This window comes from Kitasatospora cathayae (assembly GCF_027627435.1).
GTDB classification, from domain to species: Bacteria; Actinomycetota; Actinomycetes; order Streptomycetales; family Streptomycetaceae; genus Kitasatospora; species Kitasatospora cathayae.
Genome location: NZ_CP115450.1, coordinates 5,605,796 through 5,620,178, shown reverse-complemented (window position 1 = coordinate 5,620,178; position 14,383 = coordinate 5,605,796). Strand labels below are relative to the sequence as shown.

The window sequence follows — 14,383 nt, the reverse complement described above, 5'->3', positions numbered from 1 at the left end:
GTGTGTTCTATTCCTCGCCGGAGCGCAGCGCCAGCCACAGCTCCATCCGCACGTCGGTGTCGTCCAGCGAACGGCCCAACAGCTCCTCGACCCGGCGCATCCGGTAGCGCAGCGTGTGCCGGTGCACTCCCAGGTCGGCCGCCGCCGCGTCCCACTGCCCGTGCCGCGACAGCCACGCCCGCAACGAGGCCACCAGGTCACCCCGGGCCGTCCGGTCGTGTTCGCGCAGCGGCCGCAGCAGCCCCTCCGCGAAGGCCGTCACCGCGTCCTCCCCGAGCAGCGGCAGCAGCGAACCCGCACCGACCTCCTCGTGGTCCACCGACCTGCGGCCACCGCGCAGCGCCACCGCCAGCGCCCGCTCCGCCTGCGCGTGCGCCGTACCGGCCTCCTCCAGCGCGGCCGGCGCCGAAACGCCCAGCGACAGGCCCTCGTGCTCCTCCACCACGCCCAGGCAGGCCCGGTGCACCGCGCCGTTGTCCAGCGCCAGCACCATCAGCCGCGGCCCGTGCGCGCCGTCCTCCCGCGCCACCAGCAGCTTCTCGCCCACCCTGGCACCCGCCTGCTCGGCCCGGTCCCCCAGCTCCGCGAGCGCCTCCGCGGCATCCGCGGTCGGCCCGGCCCCGGCCACCAGGACCCGTATCGTCCCCTCCGGCATCCCGCCGAACAGCCCCACCGCCACCTGCCGGGCCGTCGCCACCTCACCCGCCAGCACCATCCGCAGCAGCGCAGCGCCCATCCGCTCCTCCGCCTGGCGCAACTCCCGCGAACGCTCCAGGGTGAGGGTCAGCAGCGCCACCGCCGCGTTCAGCACGTACCGCTCGGTCGGCGTGATCCGGTCCTCGGTCCCCACCGCCAGGAAACCCCGGGCCCGCCGGTCCGCCCCCAGCGACTGGACCACCACGTAGTCCTCGTCCGCCGTGTCTATCCCCGGCGAACGCCCCTGCAGCGCCGCGCTCGACGGCGCCGGACGCCGCCGCAGCCGGTCCACCTCCGCCGCCAGCCTCCCGGCCCGGCGCGCCGCCCAGTCCGGCGCCACCACCGACAGTGCTCCCGACCCGTCGTACAGCGCCGCCCAGCCCCCCAGCCGGGCCGCCAGCCGACGCACCACCGCCGTCGTGCCGTCCTTCCCGAGCGCCGCCCGGGTCAGCTCCTCCTGGGCCTCGAAACTGGTCGTCACCGCCTCGTACTGCTCCGCGGCCAGCGCCGCCGAAACCACCTTGCTGATCGCGATGAACGGCGTCGGCTCCGGCACCCGCAGCAACGGCAGCCCCCGCTGCTGCGCCGCCTCCACCAGCGGCTGCGGCACCTCCGTGTGCGACAGCCCCACCCCCAGCCCCAGCCCGACCACCCCGGCATCGGCCAGCCGGTGCACGTACGCCTGCAGCTGCGCCGCCGTGCGGCCCAGCTTGATACCGGTGGTGAGCAGCAGCTCGCCACCCTCCAGGAACGGCGTCGGGTCGTCCAGCTCACTGGTGTGCACCCAGCGGACCGGCCGCTCCAGGTGGTCCGCACCGGCGAGCACCGTCAGGTGGAGCGAACTGTTGCGGACGACGGAGGCGAGTGTGGGGGGCATGGCACCTTCGGGGGGTCGACCTGACCGCGCCGTTGCGGCCGGGCGAGGAGAGGGCAGTGGGACTAGTGAGGGTCTCTCCCCTTCATTATGGACGCCCCGGACAACCGGCACTGCCGAATCCACCTCGAAGGCGACTTCCCTACCGCCGCCCCCGGTCGCCCCCGTTCACCCCCGTTCACCCCCGCAGGTCGACCAGCAACGGCGGCACCTGCTCCCCCGACACCGCCGTCAACGACACCACCGCGTGCCCCGCCGGCAACGCGTGCGCCAGATCCGACGGGGACCACCGCAGCCTCTCCACATCCCGCGTCGTCACCGACTCCGTCTGCGCCGTCGTCCCCGACAACGCCTTCCGCCCGATCCGCCCGACCCGCCTCACCACGCCACCGGAGGTGTCGGGGGTGTGGGTCACCGCCGTCTCCTGCACCAGGTGCGTCCCCCAGGCCTCCGAGAACAGCCGCCCGTCCCAGGGCGCGATCCCGGGGAAGGCCATCCGGCAGCCGACCGCGCCGAACAGCGGCGCCCGCAGCGCCTCAGGCAGGTCCACCAAGGTGCGCAGCAGCAGCACCGCGCCCGCGTTCGCGCCGCGCATCCGCTGCAGGCCGCGAACGGTGTTGGCGTCCAAGGCCGCCGAGGCGTCGTCGACCACCAGGCCCGCGAACAGCGAGCGGTCCTCGCGGGCCCCGGCCGCCTGCACGAACTGCCCCACCACCAGCCGGGACAGCATCCGGGCGGCCTCCGGGTGACTGCGCTCGGGCAGCTTCACCCGCACCCGCAGCGGGTGGTCCAGCACCCGCATCGCGAACGGGGGCCGGCCCGTGCCGTCGGTCGCGAAGGCCCCCTCGAACGCGGGCCGCTCCAACAGGCCCAGCCGGTCCGCCAGCAGCGTCCCCGGGTCGTCCGCCCGGTCGCGCTGGCGCTCCCGGTGCTCCAGGTCCCGCTCGTACACGGCCAACCGGCCGGCCACGCCGAGCGCCTTCACCAGCGCCGCCAGCGCATCCGGCTCGCCGCCCAGCAACGCCCGCAGCTCGCGCATCCCCGGGTAGCGGCCGAACGCGGCGTGGAACGGGCCCACCACCTGCTGCAGCGCCGTCCGGGCGTTCTCCGCGCGGGCGGTCAGCTCGTCCGGCAGCAGCGCGTCGGCCAGCCGGGCGGCCGCCTCGTCCGGGTCCCGCGCCGCACCGAAGAGGTCCAGCCCGTACACCGAGGCCGGGTCGCCGGGCGCGATCACCACGTCGTACCAGGCGTCCGGGCCCAGGTCGGCGTCCGCCGCCCCGACCACCACCGCGCACGCCGTACCGGCCAGCGCCTGCAGGCACAGCGCCTCGGCCACCGGCCGGGCCAGCCGCGCCGTCTTCCCCGTCCCGGCCGGGCCCACCGCCAGCAGCGAGGTGCCCAGCACCGCCGGGTCCAGCGCGAAGTCGGCCGCCCGGTGGCTCAGCGGGTTCTTCGGCACGTCCTGCGCGACACCGAGGCAGACCTGGCCGAGCAGCAGATCGTGCCGCCGCGCGCGGCCGGGCAGCTCGCGCGCCTCGGAGGGATGGGCGAAGGCCGCCGCGCCGCGGGCGGCCACCTGCTCGGTGAAGGCGGGCACGAACACCGGGTCCGCCTGCGCGGACTCCCAGGCCCGCCGGATCCGCACGTAGTCGACGTCGCCGACGACCTCCGCCTCCAGCCGCACCGCCGCCTCCACCGCCCCGCCCCGGCGCAACCCGTCCCACGGGTCCAGCCTGCGGGCCGCCTCCGCCGCCGGGCCCGTCTCCTCGACGGGCTCCTCCTGCGTCACCGTCCGCGACAGCAGCGGGGCGGCGTAGCGGCGCCAGACCTCGAGCCAGCGGCCCATGCGGCCGAATACCTTGATGACCACGCCCAGCACCAGAGCGTTCAGGGTCAACACCACGGAGGTGGCGACGAACGCGGATTGGGAGGGAAGGACACCGATGAGTGTGGTCCCGTCCTTGGCGAACTCGACCCCGTAGACGAAAGCCAGCCACCCCACCACCGCGTTGAGCACCGCCCGCAGCAGCAGCGGCCAGGTCGGGACCCGGGCCGCCTCCGCGCGCTCCGGGTCGATGCGGCGGTAGCCGAGCCGGTAGACGCCCGGTTCGGCTTCGGGACGCGGGGCGGTGGCCCAGGCGGCGAGGTCGAAGGCGGGGGTGCCGGGCCGTTGGTGGGGCAGGGGGGTCGGGGGTCTGGTGGTGATGTGTTCGACGTGGTGGTGTGACCCGTCCTGTGCCATGTACGGCCCCGCTCCCTCGCCCGCCCGGCCCGACCGCCGTCGGTGCCGCCATACCCATGCCGCCGTACCGGCGACACGCCCGTGCTCAGGGTAGTGGAGCGGGGCCTGCGGGTAGTCGTGGAAGCCGTGCTGGCCGTGCCGGACAAGTCGGACGGCGCAGTGCTACCGAGTGGCGCATGCCCGGCCGGGGAGGGCGGCCGTAGCCTGCGAAGCACCGAGCCGAGAAGTCTGGAGATACCCCATGAGCGCCGTAACGCCGCTCCCGCAGGAGCGCCGTCTGGTCACCGCGATCCCCGGTCCGAAGTCGCAGGAGCTGCAGGCCCGCAAGCTGGGTGCGGTGGCGGCCGGCGTCGGGACCACCCTGCCGGTGTACGTCACCCGTGCGAACGGCGGCGTGCTGGAGGACGTGGACGGCAACTCGCTGATCGACTTCGGCTCCGGCATCGCCGTGACCAACGTCGGCAACAGCGCCGAGGCCGTGGTGGCCAAGGCGAGCGAGCAGCTGGCCGCCTTCACCCACACCTGCTTCATGGTGACCCCGTACGAGGGTTACGTGGCCGTCGCCGAGCAGCTGAACGAGCTGACCCCGGGTGACCACGAGAAGCGCACGGCGCTGTTCAACTCGGGCGCCGAGGCGGTCGAGAACGCGGTGAAGATCGCCCGCGCCTACACCAAGCGCACCGCCGTCGTGGTGTTCGACCACGGCTACCACGGCCGCACCAACCTGACCATGGGCCTGACGGCGAAGAACATGCCGTACAAGCAGGGCTTCGGTCCGTTCGCCCCGGAGATCTACCGGGTGCCGGTGGCCTACCCGTACCGCTGGCTGACCGGCGCGGAGAACTGCGCCGCCGAGGCCGCCGCCCAGGCGATCGACATCATCAACAAGCAGATCGGCGCCGAGAACGTCGCGGCGATCATCATCGAGCCGATCCAGGGCGAGGGCGGCTTCATCGAGCCGGCCAAGGGCTTCCTGCCGGCGATCGTGGAGTACGCGAAGGCGAACGGCATCGTGTTCGTCGCCGACGAGATCCAGACCGGTTTCTGCCGCACCGGCCAGTGGTTCGCCTGTGAGGACGAGGGCATCGTCCCGGACCTGATCACCACCGCCAAGGGCATCGCCGGTGGTCTGCCGCTGGCCGCGGTGACCGGTCGCGCCGAGATCATGGACGCCGCGCACGCGGGCGGCCTGGGCGGCACCTACGGCGGCAACCCGGTGGCCTGCGCCGCCGCGCTGGGTGCCATCGAGACGATGAAGGAGCAGGACCTTGTCGGCAAGGCGCAGCGGATCGGTGAGGTCATGCTGGGCCGTCTGCGGGCGATGCAGGAGAAGTTCGAGGTGATCGGTGACGTCCGCGGTCGCGGCGCGATGATCGCCGTGGAGCTGGTGAAGCCGGGCTCCAAGGAGCCGAACCCGGAGTTCACCGCCGCGGTGGCCAAGGCCTGCCACGCCGAGGGCCTGGTGGTCCTCACCGCCGGCACCTACGGCAACGTGCTGCGCTTCCTGCCGCCGCTGGTGATCCCGGAGCACCTGCTCACCGAGGGTCTGGACATCATCGAGGGCGCCTTCGCGCTCCAGGGTGTCACCGCCGCCTGATCCAGGCGCCACCTGCCCGCCGGAGGGATGTCCGGACAGCGCTGAACGGCCCGTGGGGACCCTGGTCCCCACGGGCCGTTCGGTTCGCCGGGGTCGTCCGCGGGGGCGCCCGTGGGGCCGTCCGCGGGCTGGTCCGGGCGGCTCCGGCATGATCGACGGGACCGCCCCGAGGTTGCCCGGAGCGGGGTGAAGATGATGTGCGGAATCGCTGAAGGCGCTCGGTGTGGAAGGGCGGTTGACGTAGTGTCATCACAGATGGACAGCGAGCCTCAGCCATTGGCGGAGCCGTCCGCGGAGCCTCTCCGAGGGGCGGGTCCGCGTCGGCGCCGCGAGGACAACCAGGTCGACCCGCGAGGGTCGGCACACACCGAAGGCCGATCGACCGACCGTCCGACCCACACCCCCCGGGGCGCACGGAACGGCGATCATCAGAGCCGCCCCGGAGCTCTCCCCCCTGCTCCGGGGCGGCTGTCCGCCGTCCTGGGCCGGGCGGCCCGCTCGGTGGCGGTGCCAGTGGTGGCGGCGGTAGTGTTGCTGCTGGTTTCCTGGCAGGTGGCGATGGACGGGCCGCTGCTCGGGCTGGACCGCTCGGTGCACGCGGCCGTCGGCTCGTCCCACCGGGACCACCCGAGCGCCCTGCTCGACCACCTGGGCCACCTGTTGTCGGACCTGGGCAGCGGTGCGCCGGCCGTTCCGGTGCTGCTGGCGGCCGGGGGGCTGGCCGCGTGGTGGTGGCGCCGGTCGGGGGCGGGGTGTTGGTGGCTGCCGTTGCCGGTGGCGGTGCTGACCGCGGTGCTGATCCCGCTGCTGGTGGTTCCGGCGAAGGCGGCGTTCGCCCGGCCGGGTCCGCTCGGGGACCCGCTGGCGCCGGGGCAGTGGGGCTGGTTCCCGTCCGGGCACACCGCGACCGCGACGTTCTCGTACGGCGTGGCGGCGCTGCTGCTGGCCCGGGTGGCGGGGGCGCGGACGGCGCGCGGGCTGACCGCGGGCGCGGTGGTGCTGGCGCTCGGGGTGGGCGCGGGGCTGGTGTGGAGCGACTTCCACTGGGTGCTGGACGTGGTGGCCAGCTGGTGCCTGGCCACCCTGGCGCTGTGGGCGCTCGACCGGTGGCTGCCCCGGCCGGGCGGCTGAGGCGGTCAGGCCTCGGGGTCCTCGTTGCGGTGGACGAGGCCGGCCTCGCCGTTGTCGCGGTGCCATTCGACGACGAGTTCGTCGCGAGCACCGAAGCGGACGAGGTGGCGGCCGACCACGTCCTCCAGGCCGGGCAGGTTCTCGCGCTCACCCTCGACCGTGAGCAGCAGCGCGTCCGCCTGGGCCTCCAGGGTGGCGGTGCCGGCGCTGAAGACCAGGGTGCCGCGGCCGGTCTCCGGGGAGAAGGACGTCTCGATCTTGCGGCTCATGTGGGCGGCGAGCTGCTTGGCATAGCGGGCGGGGCGGTCGGTGGCGACGCGCGCGGTGGAAACGGGCATGGGCCCTCCAGGGACGGGGAGGGAACTTAGGGTCCCCTCACTGGGGAGTACCGTAGCCCAGATGCTGAGCTAGGCTCAACATATTTCTCGTTCACTTCCCGGCGTCGGCCGCACGCCCCGGACCGGCCGATACGCTTGGGCGCCGACGCCAGCCGAGGAGACCGCCGATGACCACCACGCCGCCCGACGATCCGGCGGCCGCCTCCCCCGGCCCCCGGCCCGGCGCCCCCGGCACGGCCGCCGAACTCGCGGACGCGATGACCAGGGCGATCAAGCGGATCCGCCGCCAGACCGGCTGGCGGCTGGAGCCGTACGGCATCACCCCCGGCCAGGCCCGGGCGCTGCGCACGCTCGCCCACGTACCCGGCTGCGAGACGACGGACCACGCGATGCGGCTGAGCGACCTCGCGGAGAAGCTGCACATCGCCCCGCGCTCGGCCACCACGGTGGTCGACGCACTGGAGGAGGCGGGGCTGGTCGAGCGCCGCCCCGACCCGGCCGACCGGCGGGCGGTCCGGATCCTGCTGACCGAGGCCGGGCGCGCGGCGCTGGAGCGGATCGGGCAGGTACGGGACGAGGTGGCGCAGGAGTACTTCGGCGAGGTCAGCCCCGAGGACGAGGAGGTGCTGCTGCGAGTGCTGCGCGCCGCCGAGGCCCGCTTCCTCGCAGCCGGGCCGCCACCGCGGACGGCGCCCCCGGGCGCAGCGCGCTGATCCCGATCCCGGCGATCACCAGCAGGGCGGCCGCGGCGGCCGTCGGGCTGACCCGCTCGCCGAGCAGCAGCCAGGCCGAGGACATCCCGAACACCGGCACCAGCAGCGAGTAGGGCGCGACGGCGGTGGCGTCGTAGCCGCGCAGCAGGTAGCTCCAGGCGACGAATCCGAACAGGGTGGAGAGCAGCCCGACGTAGGCGATCGCGCCGAGCCCGCCGAGGGTCATCCCGCGCAGCGCGCGCAGGTCCGCCCCCGGCCCCTCGACCAGCAGGGACAGGGCCAGCAGCGGCAGCGGCGGGACGGCGCTGACCCAGACCATCCAGCGCAGTGCGTCCGGCGGCGAGGCCTTTCGGGTCAGCACGTTGGACAGGCCCCAGGCGACGGCCGCCAGCACGACCAGGACGAAGGCGCCGAACGGGCCGCCGAGGCCCTGGTCGAAGGCACACAGGGCGATGCCCGCGAAGGCGATCGCCAGACCGAGCAGCCGCCGCCCGCCCGGGCGCTCGCGCAGCAGGACGCCGGCGAACAGCGCGGTGAAGCCGGCCTGGCCCTGGAGCACCAGGGAGGAGAGACCGGCCGGCATCCCGGCGTGCATGCCGAGGAAGAGCAGCCCGAACTTGACCACCCCGAGGACCACGCCGACCGCCAGCACCCAGCGCCAGGCCACCCTGGGCGGGCCGACGAAGAAGACCGCCGGCACGGCGACCACGGTGAACCGCAGGGCACAGAACAGCAGCGGCGGGAAGTCGTCCAGGCCGACGTCGATGAGGACGAAGTTGAGGCCCCAGACGGCGGCCACCAGGACGGCCAGGGCGATGTGACGGGGGCGCATGCTCACGCTGGCCGGAGCGGCGGGTGTTGGGGTCATGGGTCGAGCATGGCGGCCGGGGAACGTGTAGCACCAGCGATGAATACTGAAGGAAACGCTTTAGGATCGCTGCATGATGGATCTGGGGCGCCTGCGGGCGCTGCACGCGGTGGCGGTGCACGGCTCGGTCGGCGGGGCGGCGGCCGCGCTCGGCTTCACGCCCTCGGCGGTCTCCCAGCAGATCGCCAAGCTGGAGCGGGAGACCCGCACGGTGCTGCTGGAGCGGCAGGGCCGGGGCGTGGTGCTGACCGACGCGGCCCGCGAGCTGGCCGCCACCGCGCGGACCGTCCTGGGGCTGGTGGAGCAGGCCGAGGTACGGCTGGAGGAGCAGCGCGGACAGGCGGTCGGGCGGCTGTTGGTGGCCGCCTTCGCGACCGGGGCGCGCGGGCTGATGCCCGGGGTGCTGGCCGAGTTGCGCCGGCGCTGCCCGGAGCTGGACGTACGGCTGCTGGAGAGCGACCCGTACCCGGCGGCGGATCTGGTGGCGCGGGGCGAGGTGGACCTGGCGCTGGTGCAGGACTGGCCGAGCGTGCCGCTGCCGGTGCAGGAGGGGCTCTCCCGGCTGGACCTCGGGACGGACCCGGTGGACTTGGTGCTGCCCGCCGGGGACGACCTGGCGGCGCTGGACGCGGTGCCGGTGGAACGGCTGCGCGGGCAGCGCTGGATCAGCGTGCCGCCGGGCAACATCTGCCACGACTGGCTGGTCCGCACCCTGCGCGAGGTCGGCGAGGAGCCGGACGTGCACTACCAGGTCGGCGACTTCGAGACCCAGATCGCGCTGGTGGCGGCCGGTCTGGGGATGGCCGTGGTGCCCCGGCTCGGCCGGGGCCCGCTGCCGGCCGGGGTGGCGGCCCGCCCGGTCGCCTCGCAGCCGAGCCGGCGGGTGTTCGCGCTCTGGCGCTCCCAGGCCTCCCGGCGGCCGGCGATCACCGAGGCGCTGGCGGCGATGCGGGACTGCTGGGGCCCGGCCGAGGAGCCCCAGGGGCGGTAGCAGGGAGCCCGGCGGGTGGGCAGGGCTCGGCACGTTGGCGGGCGGGCTCGGTGCGCTAGCCGGTGAAGCCGATGACCAGCCACATGAAGCCGACGCCGGCCACCGTGCACAGCAGGGTGCTGCGCGACGGGTGCGGGCTGTGCGCCTCGGGAAGGATGTCGGAGGTCGCCAGGTAGAGCAGGAAACCGGAGAAGAAGCCCAGGTAGAGGCCGAGCAGGTGCTCCGGGATGGTGAAGGCCAGGGTGATCGCGGCGCCGGAGACCGGGGCCAGCGCATCGGCCGCGAGCAGGGTCAGCGCCCGGCGCCGGTCGTTCCCGTACAGGTGGGTGATCGTGTACGTGTTGAAGCCGTCGGCGAAGTCGTGCGCGACCACCGCGATGGCCACCACGGTGCCGACCGTGGTGCCGGCCTGGAAGGCGGCGCCGATCGCGAAGCCGTCCATCACGCTGTGCCCGACCAGGGCCAGCGCGGCGGTCAGGCCGATGCCCTGGTGTCCGGAACGGTGGGCGTGGCCGTGGTGGTGACCGTGGGTGTGTTCGGCGTACTCGCCCTCGTGGCCGCGGTGGATGGCGACGGCGCGCTCGATCACGTGGATGGTGAGGAAGCCGCCGGCGAACATCAGCAGCGCCTGGGGCACGCCGTGCACCTCGCCCGGCGCCTGGTGGAGGGCCTCGGGCAGCAGGTCGAAGGCGACCACGCCGAGCATCAGTCCGGCGGCGAAGCCGAGCACCAGGTGGCGGCGGTCGCCGGTGCGCTGGGCGACGAAGCCGCCGATCAGCGTCATCAGGAACGCCCCGGCGGCGACCAGGACGGCGGTCATCGGGCCGCCTCCGCCGCCGGGACCGCCGGGACCGCCGTAGCTGCCGGGGTTGCCGGCTCCGCCGGGTCCGGCGAGTCGGCCGGGAGTGCCGGATGGCCGGTGCCGCCGTGTGGTCTGCCGAGCGCTCTGCCCATTCCTCTCCCCCTGGGGTCCGCCCGTGGCCGGGCCGACCGCCGACCGTACCGGACGGCCGTTCGACGGTGATCGCCCGGGGGTGCCGGAGGCGCGACCGCTCCTCGGCCGCGATCCCTGTCGGCCCGGTCCCCCTCAGCCTTGGTCCGGGCACGGAGGGGCGCCCGCCGGGTGGGCCGCCGGGGTGAACGCCCTGGTCGGACCGGGCCGTCCCGGCTCGAGGGGCCGGTCAGCGGCCGGCGGCGAGCGGCAGGCCGAGGTGGGTGCGGGCGAGTTCGCGGACGCCGTCGCCGTCGATCAGGTGGATGTGCCGGTGGCTCTCCGCCGCGGTGAGGTTCAGGGCCTCCTCGGCGAAGCGGCCGGTGGTCAGCCGCAGGCCGCGTTCGGCGGACTCCTCGCGGACCGCCTCGGCCAGGGTCTCGACCTGCTCCGCGCTGACCGCCGCAGTGTCCCGGGAGGCCCAGACCACCCAGCGGCCGGGCAGCGCGCTGCCGGGGGCGCCCTCGCCGGTGGCGACCAGCCCGGCCGGGCCGCGCAGTCGGACGCTCCACTCGGCGAGTCCGCCCCGGGTGAGCAGGTCGCGCACCAGGTGGGCGAACTCGTTGGCGGACAGGTCGGGCGCGGCCGGGACGGTGGCACCGGCCTGGGCGGCCGGCTGGACGACCGTCCGGGCGTACGGGTCCGGGGTGACGGCGGCGCCGAGCTGGCGCAGCCGGACCAGGGCCTCGTCCTGCTCGGCGTCGGCGTAGACGCCCTCGTCGTCGCGGTCCTCGTACGGGGTCTCCGGCGGCAGCAGCCGGGTGCGGGCGAGCGCGTCGCGGTCGGCGTCCACGCTGAGCAGGCAGAGCGGCTCGGCCGCGCCGGGCTCGCGCAGCCAGCCGTTGAGGACGACGCCGGTGAGTATCTCGTCGGTGTCCACGGCGTCGGCGGCCTGCAGCGAGCGCAGGGCGAGCCGGGCGACCAGCCGCAGGTAGTCGGTGGCCCGGTCCGCGGGCGGGCGCGGCACCGGGACGATGTCGCCCTCGGGGGCGAGCCGGTAGCCGGTGAGCGAGGGCACCAGATCGAGCGGGGGCAGGTCGAGGTCCAGCACGGCGGTGCGGGTGAGCGGGCGGAAGACCGCCCGGCAGGGGGCCGACAGGTCCTGGGTGGCGGTCTCGGCGGCGGCCAGCGCCCGTTCCAGCAGCGACTCCACGGCGGCCGGCTCGGCCAGCCGGTAGGCCCGCCGGCACTCCTCCAGGCTCTCGTTGTACTCGCGCACGGCGCGGGCCCGGGCCTCCTCGGCCGCCTCGTGGGCGCGCCGGGACTCGTCGGCGGCCGGGCTGCCGGCCTCGGCCCGGCGGGTGCGCCACTCGCGCAGGGCGCGCTGGTGGGTGAGGCGGGCCTGGGCCAGTTCGCGCTGGTAGCCGGAGTCCAGCAGGCGGCGGGACGGACCGCTCTCCGGGTCCGCGGCGGCCGGCTCGGCGGGGGCGAAGTCCTCCCAGCGGGGCTCGGCCCCGTCGACGGCGTCCGAGCCGTCAGCCGGGTAGGGCCGGGGCTCGTAGTGGCGCAGCTGGCTCTCGAAGTCCATGGCCGAGACGGGAAGCGCGGCCCGCCGCAGTAGGTCGGCCAGGCGATCGTGCTCGGCCCGGACGGTGAGCGTGCGGTGGTGGGTGAGGGCGGCGGCCCGGGCGTGCGCCGCGATGTCCTCGCCGGGATCGGCGTCGGCGGAGCCCGAGTCGGCGGGGCCCAGGCCGGACGGGGCGACGGTGGCCCGGCCGTCCCCGGCCGTGTCCGGGCCGGGGCGGCCGGGCGCGGCCGGGCTTGCGGCGCCGTCCGGATCCGGGTCCTGGTCGGCGCCGAGGTCGCGGAAGACCGAGGCGAGGAAGCCCGGTTGGGGGAACTGGACGGTGGCGGCGCCGTCGGACTGGCCGTCTGCTGAGTACTGCATCGGTCGTCGTTCCCCCATGCTCGTCCGGCGCCTGCCCGGGGCGAGCGACCGGCCCGCGGCCCCGCCCCCGGACATTGTCCCCCGAACGGGCGTGGCGGTCAGCCAAGCCGGTCAGTTGGTCCGGCTGTTGGTGAGGTGCAGGCCGATGTAGCCGACATAGATCCGGCCGCTGCCCGAACAGTCGTCCAGGTAGTGCAGCCGGGGCGCGGTGCGGCCGCCGCCGATCCGCAGGTGAGCGCCCATGAACGCGCGCCGGGAGGCGTCCACGCACTCCGGTACCGGCAGCATCCGCTCGCGCTTCCACTTGGTGTGGCTGAACACCGTCCGGGACTCCCCCCGCACCGCCTTGCGGGGCGGGAAGCGGTGGCAGCCGTCCGGGGTGTGCTCGCACCACTGCTTGAAGTCCCCGCCGGCCGCGCCGCGCACCGCCGCCTCCGCGTACTCCTGCAGGGCCGTCAGGCCGTCCCAGGCGAGCCGGGCCCAGCCCGCGCCGGCGCACTGGAGTCCGTCCAGGGCGAGCGCGCTCTTCTGGTCGCCGGTGAAGGTGAGCAGCGGGAACTCGGCGAGCCTGGCGAGGAGTTCGGTGAAGGTCGAGGGCTTGCCCGGGCACCCGGAGGGCTGGGCGGCGGCGCGGCGGGCGACGGCGGCCGGACCGGCCCCGGGGAGCGGTGCGGCGGCCGGGCCGCCGCAGTGCCGGCCGCTCAGGGCGCCGCGGGTGGCGGTGCGGAGGCGGCCCTCGTGACCGTCCCGGCCCTGGCCCCGGTCGCGGCGCTCGAGGCGGAGGGTGCGCCGGACCCGCTCCAGTTCGTCGGCCCTGGCCTGCTGCTCGGCGCGGTCCTGCTGCTCCTCGCGGGCGAGCGCGGCCAGTTCGGCGGCCGGGTCCGCCTGCATGTCCCCGAGCCCGGCTCCGGCCGGGCTCGTCCGACCGGCGGTCGGACGCAGCCGCGGGGGCGGGACGCGCAGCACCGGGACGGCGGCCAGCGGCGGCGGCAGCGGCTGGTCGGCGGCGAGGCGGCGCGGCTCGCGGGCGAGCAGCCCGGCGGCGCGACGGAGGTCCTGTTCTATTCGGCCCCGGGCGAGCACCGGATGGCGGGCACCGTCCTGCCGGGAGGCCGGATCGACCTCGGGCAGGTAGGTGCGCACGGCTCCCCCGTACACGGTGTGGTACTCCAGCGCGACGTTGAACCCGGTGCGGGCGCCCGGGTCCAGCACGTAGGCGGTGGCGAGGCCGGGGAGCTGTCGGCAGAGCGGGCGGACCACCTGCTCGACCCAGTCGTCGAGCGGGAGGTTCACCGGCACGCTGGCGACCACGGTGGGCAATCGGCGCTCCGGGTCGCAGAGCTCGTCGATCAGGCCGTCGACCTCGTCGGCCGTGATCACCCGGGGAGCGGGGTGGACGGCGGCCGGGCCGTCGGCGGCGTCCAGCAGCGGGAGCAACGTGCGGGCGAGCTCGGGTACCGGCACCCGGCAGGGGGTGCGCACGCCGCTGCCGGTGTGGTGGGTCTCGGCCTCCAGCCGGAACCAGGTGGGGCCTCCGGCGCCGGTGGCCACGGTGAGGGTGAGCTGCCGGGTGCCGTGCGGGGCCGGGGTGCGCAGGCGGCGGCGGTCGTAGCGGCCGGCGCCCGGGCCGCCGCGCAGCGGTCCGTGGTCCCGGTCCAGCAGGACGCGCTCGCCCAGGCACAGGCGTTCGACGGCGGGGGACGCTCCCGAACGGGTATCCGGGGTGGGCGGGGGCTCGTCGCAGCCCTCCTGCTTCAGCCAGGAGGCGAGCTGTTCGTCGGCCAGGGCGACGGCCTCGGCGTGCGGAAGGGCGGTGGTGACGGTCATCCGGTAGGGCGTCGCGGAGCTGCGGGGGCCGGGTAGGTCGGCACCGGCGGGCGACGGCGAGCGGTCTGAGGTCATGCGCATACCTCCGTGCAGCGGGGTGGGGTCTGGTGTCCTCCATCGATGGTTTTCGTCCGGTTCGGCCGGATCCTTGCCCAGGAAACGCCACGGCCCGGAGCGGAAGTTCCAACTCCGGGTCACGACACTACGTTCGAGTGAATCTGTTCAAG

At 75.3% G+C, this 14,383-nt stretch carries 11 protein-coding genes; 4 read left to right on the top strand and 7 right to left on the bottom strand.

Annotated elements, in window-relative coordinates; genetic code table 11:
- Positions 1-7 precede the first annotated feature (7 nt).
- Both O1G21_RS25130 and O1G21_RS25125 read right to left on the bottom strand, forming a co-directional pair.
- The gene (locus O1G21_RS25130) at positions 8-1,573 is read right to left on the bottom strand and encodes a PucR family transcriptional regulator (RefSeq protein ID WP_270146879.1); all 1,566 of its coding nucleotides are present in this window, start codon (positions 1,571-1,573) and stop codon (positions 8-10) included.
- Positions 1,574-1,748: 175 nt separating this feature from the next.
- Positions 1,749-3,812 (bottom strand): type IV secretory system conjugative DNA transfer family protein, encoded by a 2,064-nt coding sequence (locus tag O1G21_RS25125; RefSeq protein WP_270146877.1) that lies wholly within the window; start codon positions 3,810-3,812, stop codon positions 1,749-1,751.
- Between the two features lie 241 nt (positions 3,813-4,053).
- Here O1G21_RS25125 and gabT point away from each other — a divergent pair, with 241 nt between their 5' ends.
- Positions 4,054-5,409 carry a 4-aminobutyrate--2-oxoglutarate transaminase gene (gene gabT / locus O1G21_RS25120; protein WP_270146875.1) on the top strand — a complete coding sequence of 452 codons (1,356 nt, stop codon included), beginning with the start codon at positions 4,054-4,056 and terminating at the stop codon, positions 5,407-5,409.
- 528 nt (positions 5,410-5,937) lie between these two features.
- The gene (locus tag O1G21_RS25115; protein WP_270146874.1) at positions 5,938-6,540 is read left to right on the top strand and encodes a phosphatase PAP2 family protein; all 603 of its coding nucleotides are present in this window, start codon (positions 5,938-5,940) and stop codon (positions 6,538-6,540) included.
- Between the two features lie 5 nt (positions 6,541-6,545).
- Here O1G21_RS25115 and O1G21_RS25110 read toward each other — a convergent pair whose 3' ends face one another.
- Positions 6,546-6,878 (bottom strand): DUF2218 domain-containing protein, encoded by a 333-nt coding sequence (locus tag O1G21_RS25110; RefSeq protein WP_270146872.1) that lies wholly within the window; start codon positions 6,876-6,878, stop codon positions 6,546-6,548.
- Between the two features lie 167 nt (positions 6,879-7,045).
- On the opposite strand from O1G21_RS25110, the gene O1G21_RS25105 reads away from it, so the two are divergent.
- Entirely contained in the window at positions 7,046-7,591 is a 546-nt protein-coding gene (locus O1G21_RS25105; protein ID WP_270146870.1) for a MarR family winged helix-turn-helix transcriptional regulator, read from the top strand.
- Here O1G21_RS25105 and O1G21_RS25100 read toward each other — a convergent pair.
- Complete coding sequence (locus O1G21_RS25100) at positions 7,482-8,423, bottom strand: EamA family transporter (protein ID WP_270151247.1); 942 nt, start codon at positions 8,421-8,423, stop codon at positions 7,482-7,484. The two genes, O1G21_RS25105 and O1G21_RS25100, sit on opposite strands and share 110 nt — an antisense overlap.
- Positions 8,424-8,532: 109 nt before the next feature.
- Here O1G21_RS25100 and O1G21_RS25095 point away from each other — a divergent pair, with 109 nt between their 5' ends.
- A complete protein-coding gene (locus O1G21_RS25095; protein WP_270146869.1) occupies positions 8,533-9,450 on the top strand; it encodes a LysR family transcriptional regulator in 918 nt (305 codons plus the stop codon).
- Positions 9,451-9,505: 55 nt separating this feature from the next.
- Here O1G21_RS25095 and O1G21_RS25090 read toward each other — a convergent pair whose 3' ends face one another.
- The 3 genes from O1G21_RS25090 to O1G21_RS25080 form a co-directional block, all read right to left on the bottom strand.
- Positions 9,506-10,270 carry a ZIP family metal transporter gene (locus O1G21_RS25090; protein WP_270146868.1) on the bottom strand — a complete coding sequence of 255 codons (765 nt, stop codon included), beginning with the start codon at positions 10,268-10,270 and terminating at the stop codon, positions 9,506-9,508.
- A gap of 361 nt (positions 10,271-10,631) precedes the next feature.
- A complete protein-coding gene (locus tag O1G21_RS25085; protein ID WP_270146867.1) occupies positions 10,632-12,329 on the bottom strand; it encodes a restriction endonuclease in 1,698 nt (565 codons plus the stop codon).
- Between the two features lie 111 nt (positions 12,330-12,440).
- On the bottom strand, positions 12,441-14,231 hold the full coding sequence (locus O1G21_RS25080) for a hypothetical protein (protein ID WP_270146865.1): 1,791 nt from the start codon (positions 14,229-14,231) through the stop codon (positions 12,441-12,443).
- Between the last annotated feature and the right edge of the window lie 152 nt (positions 14,232-14,383).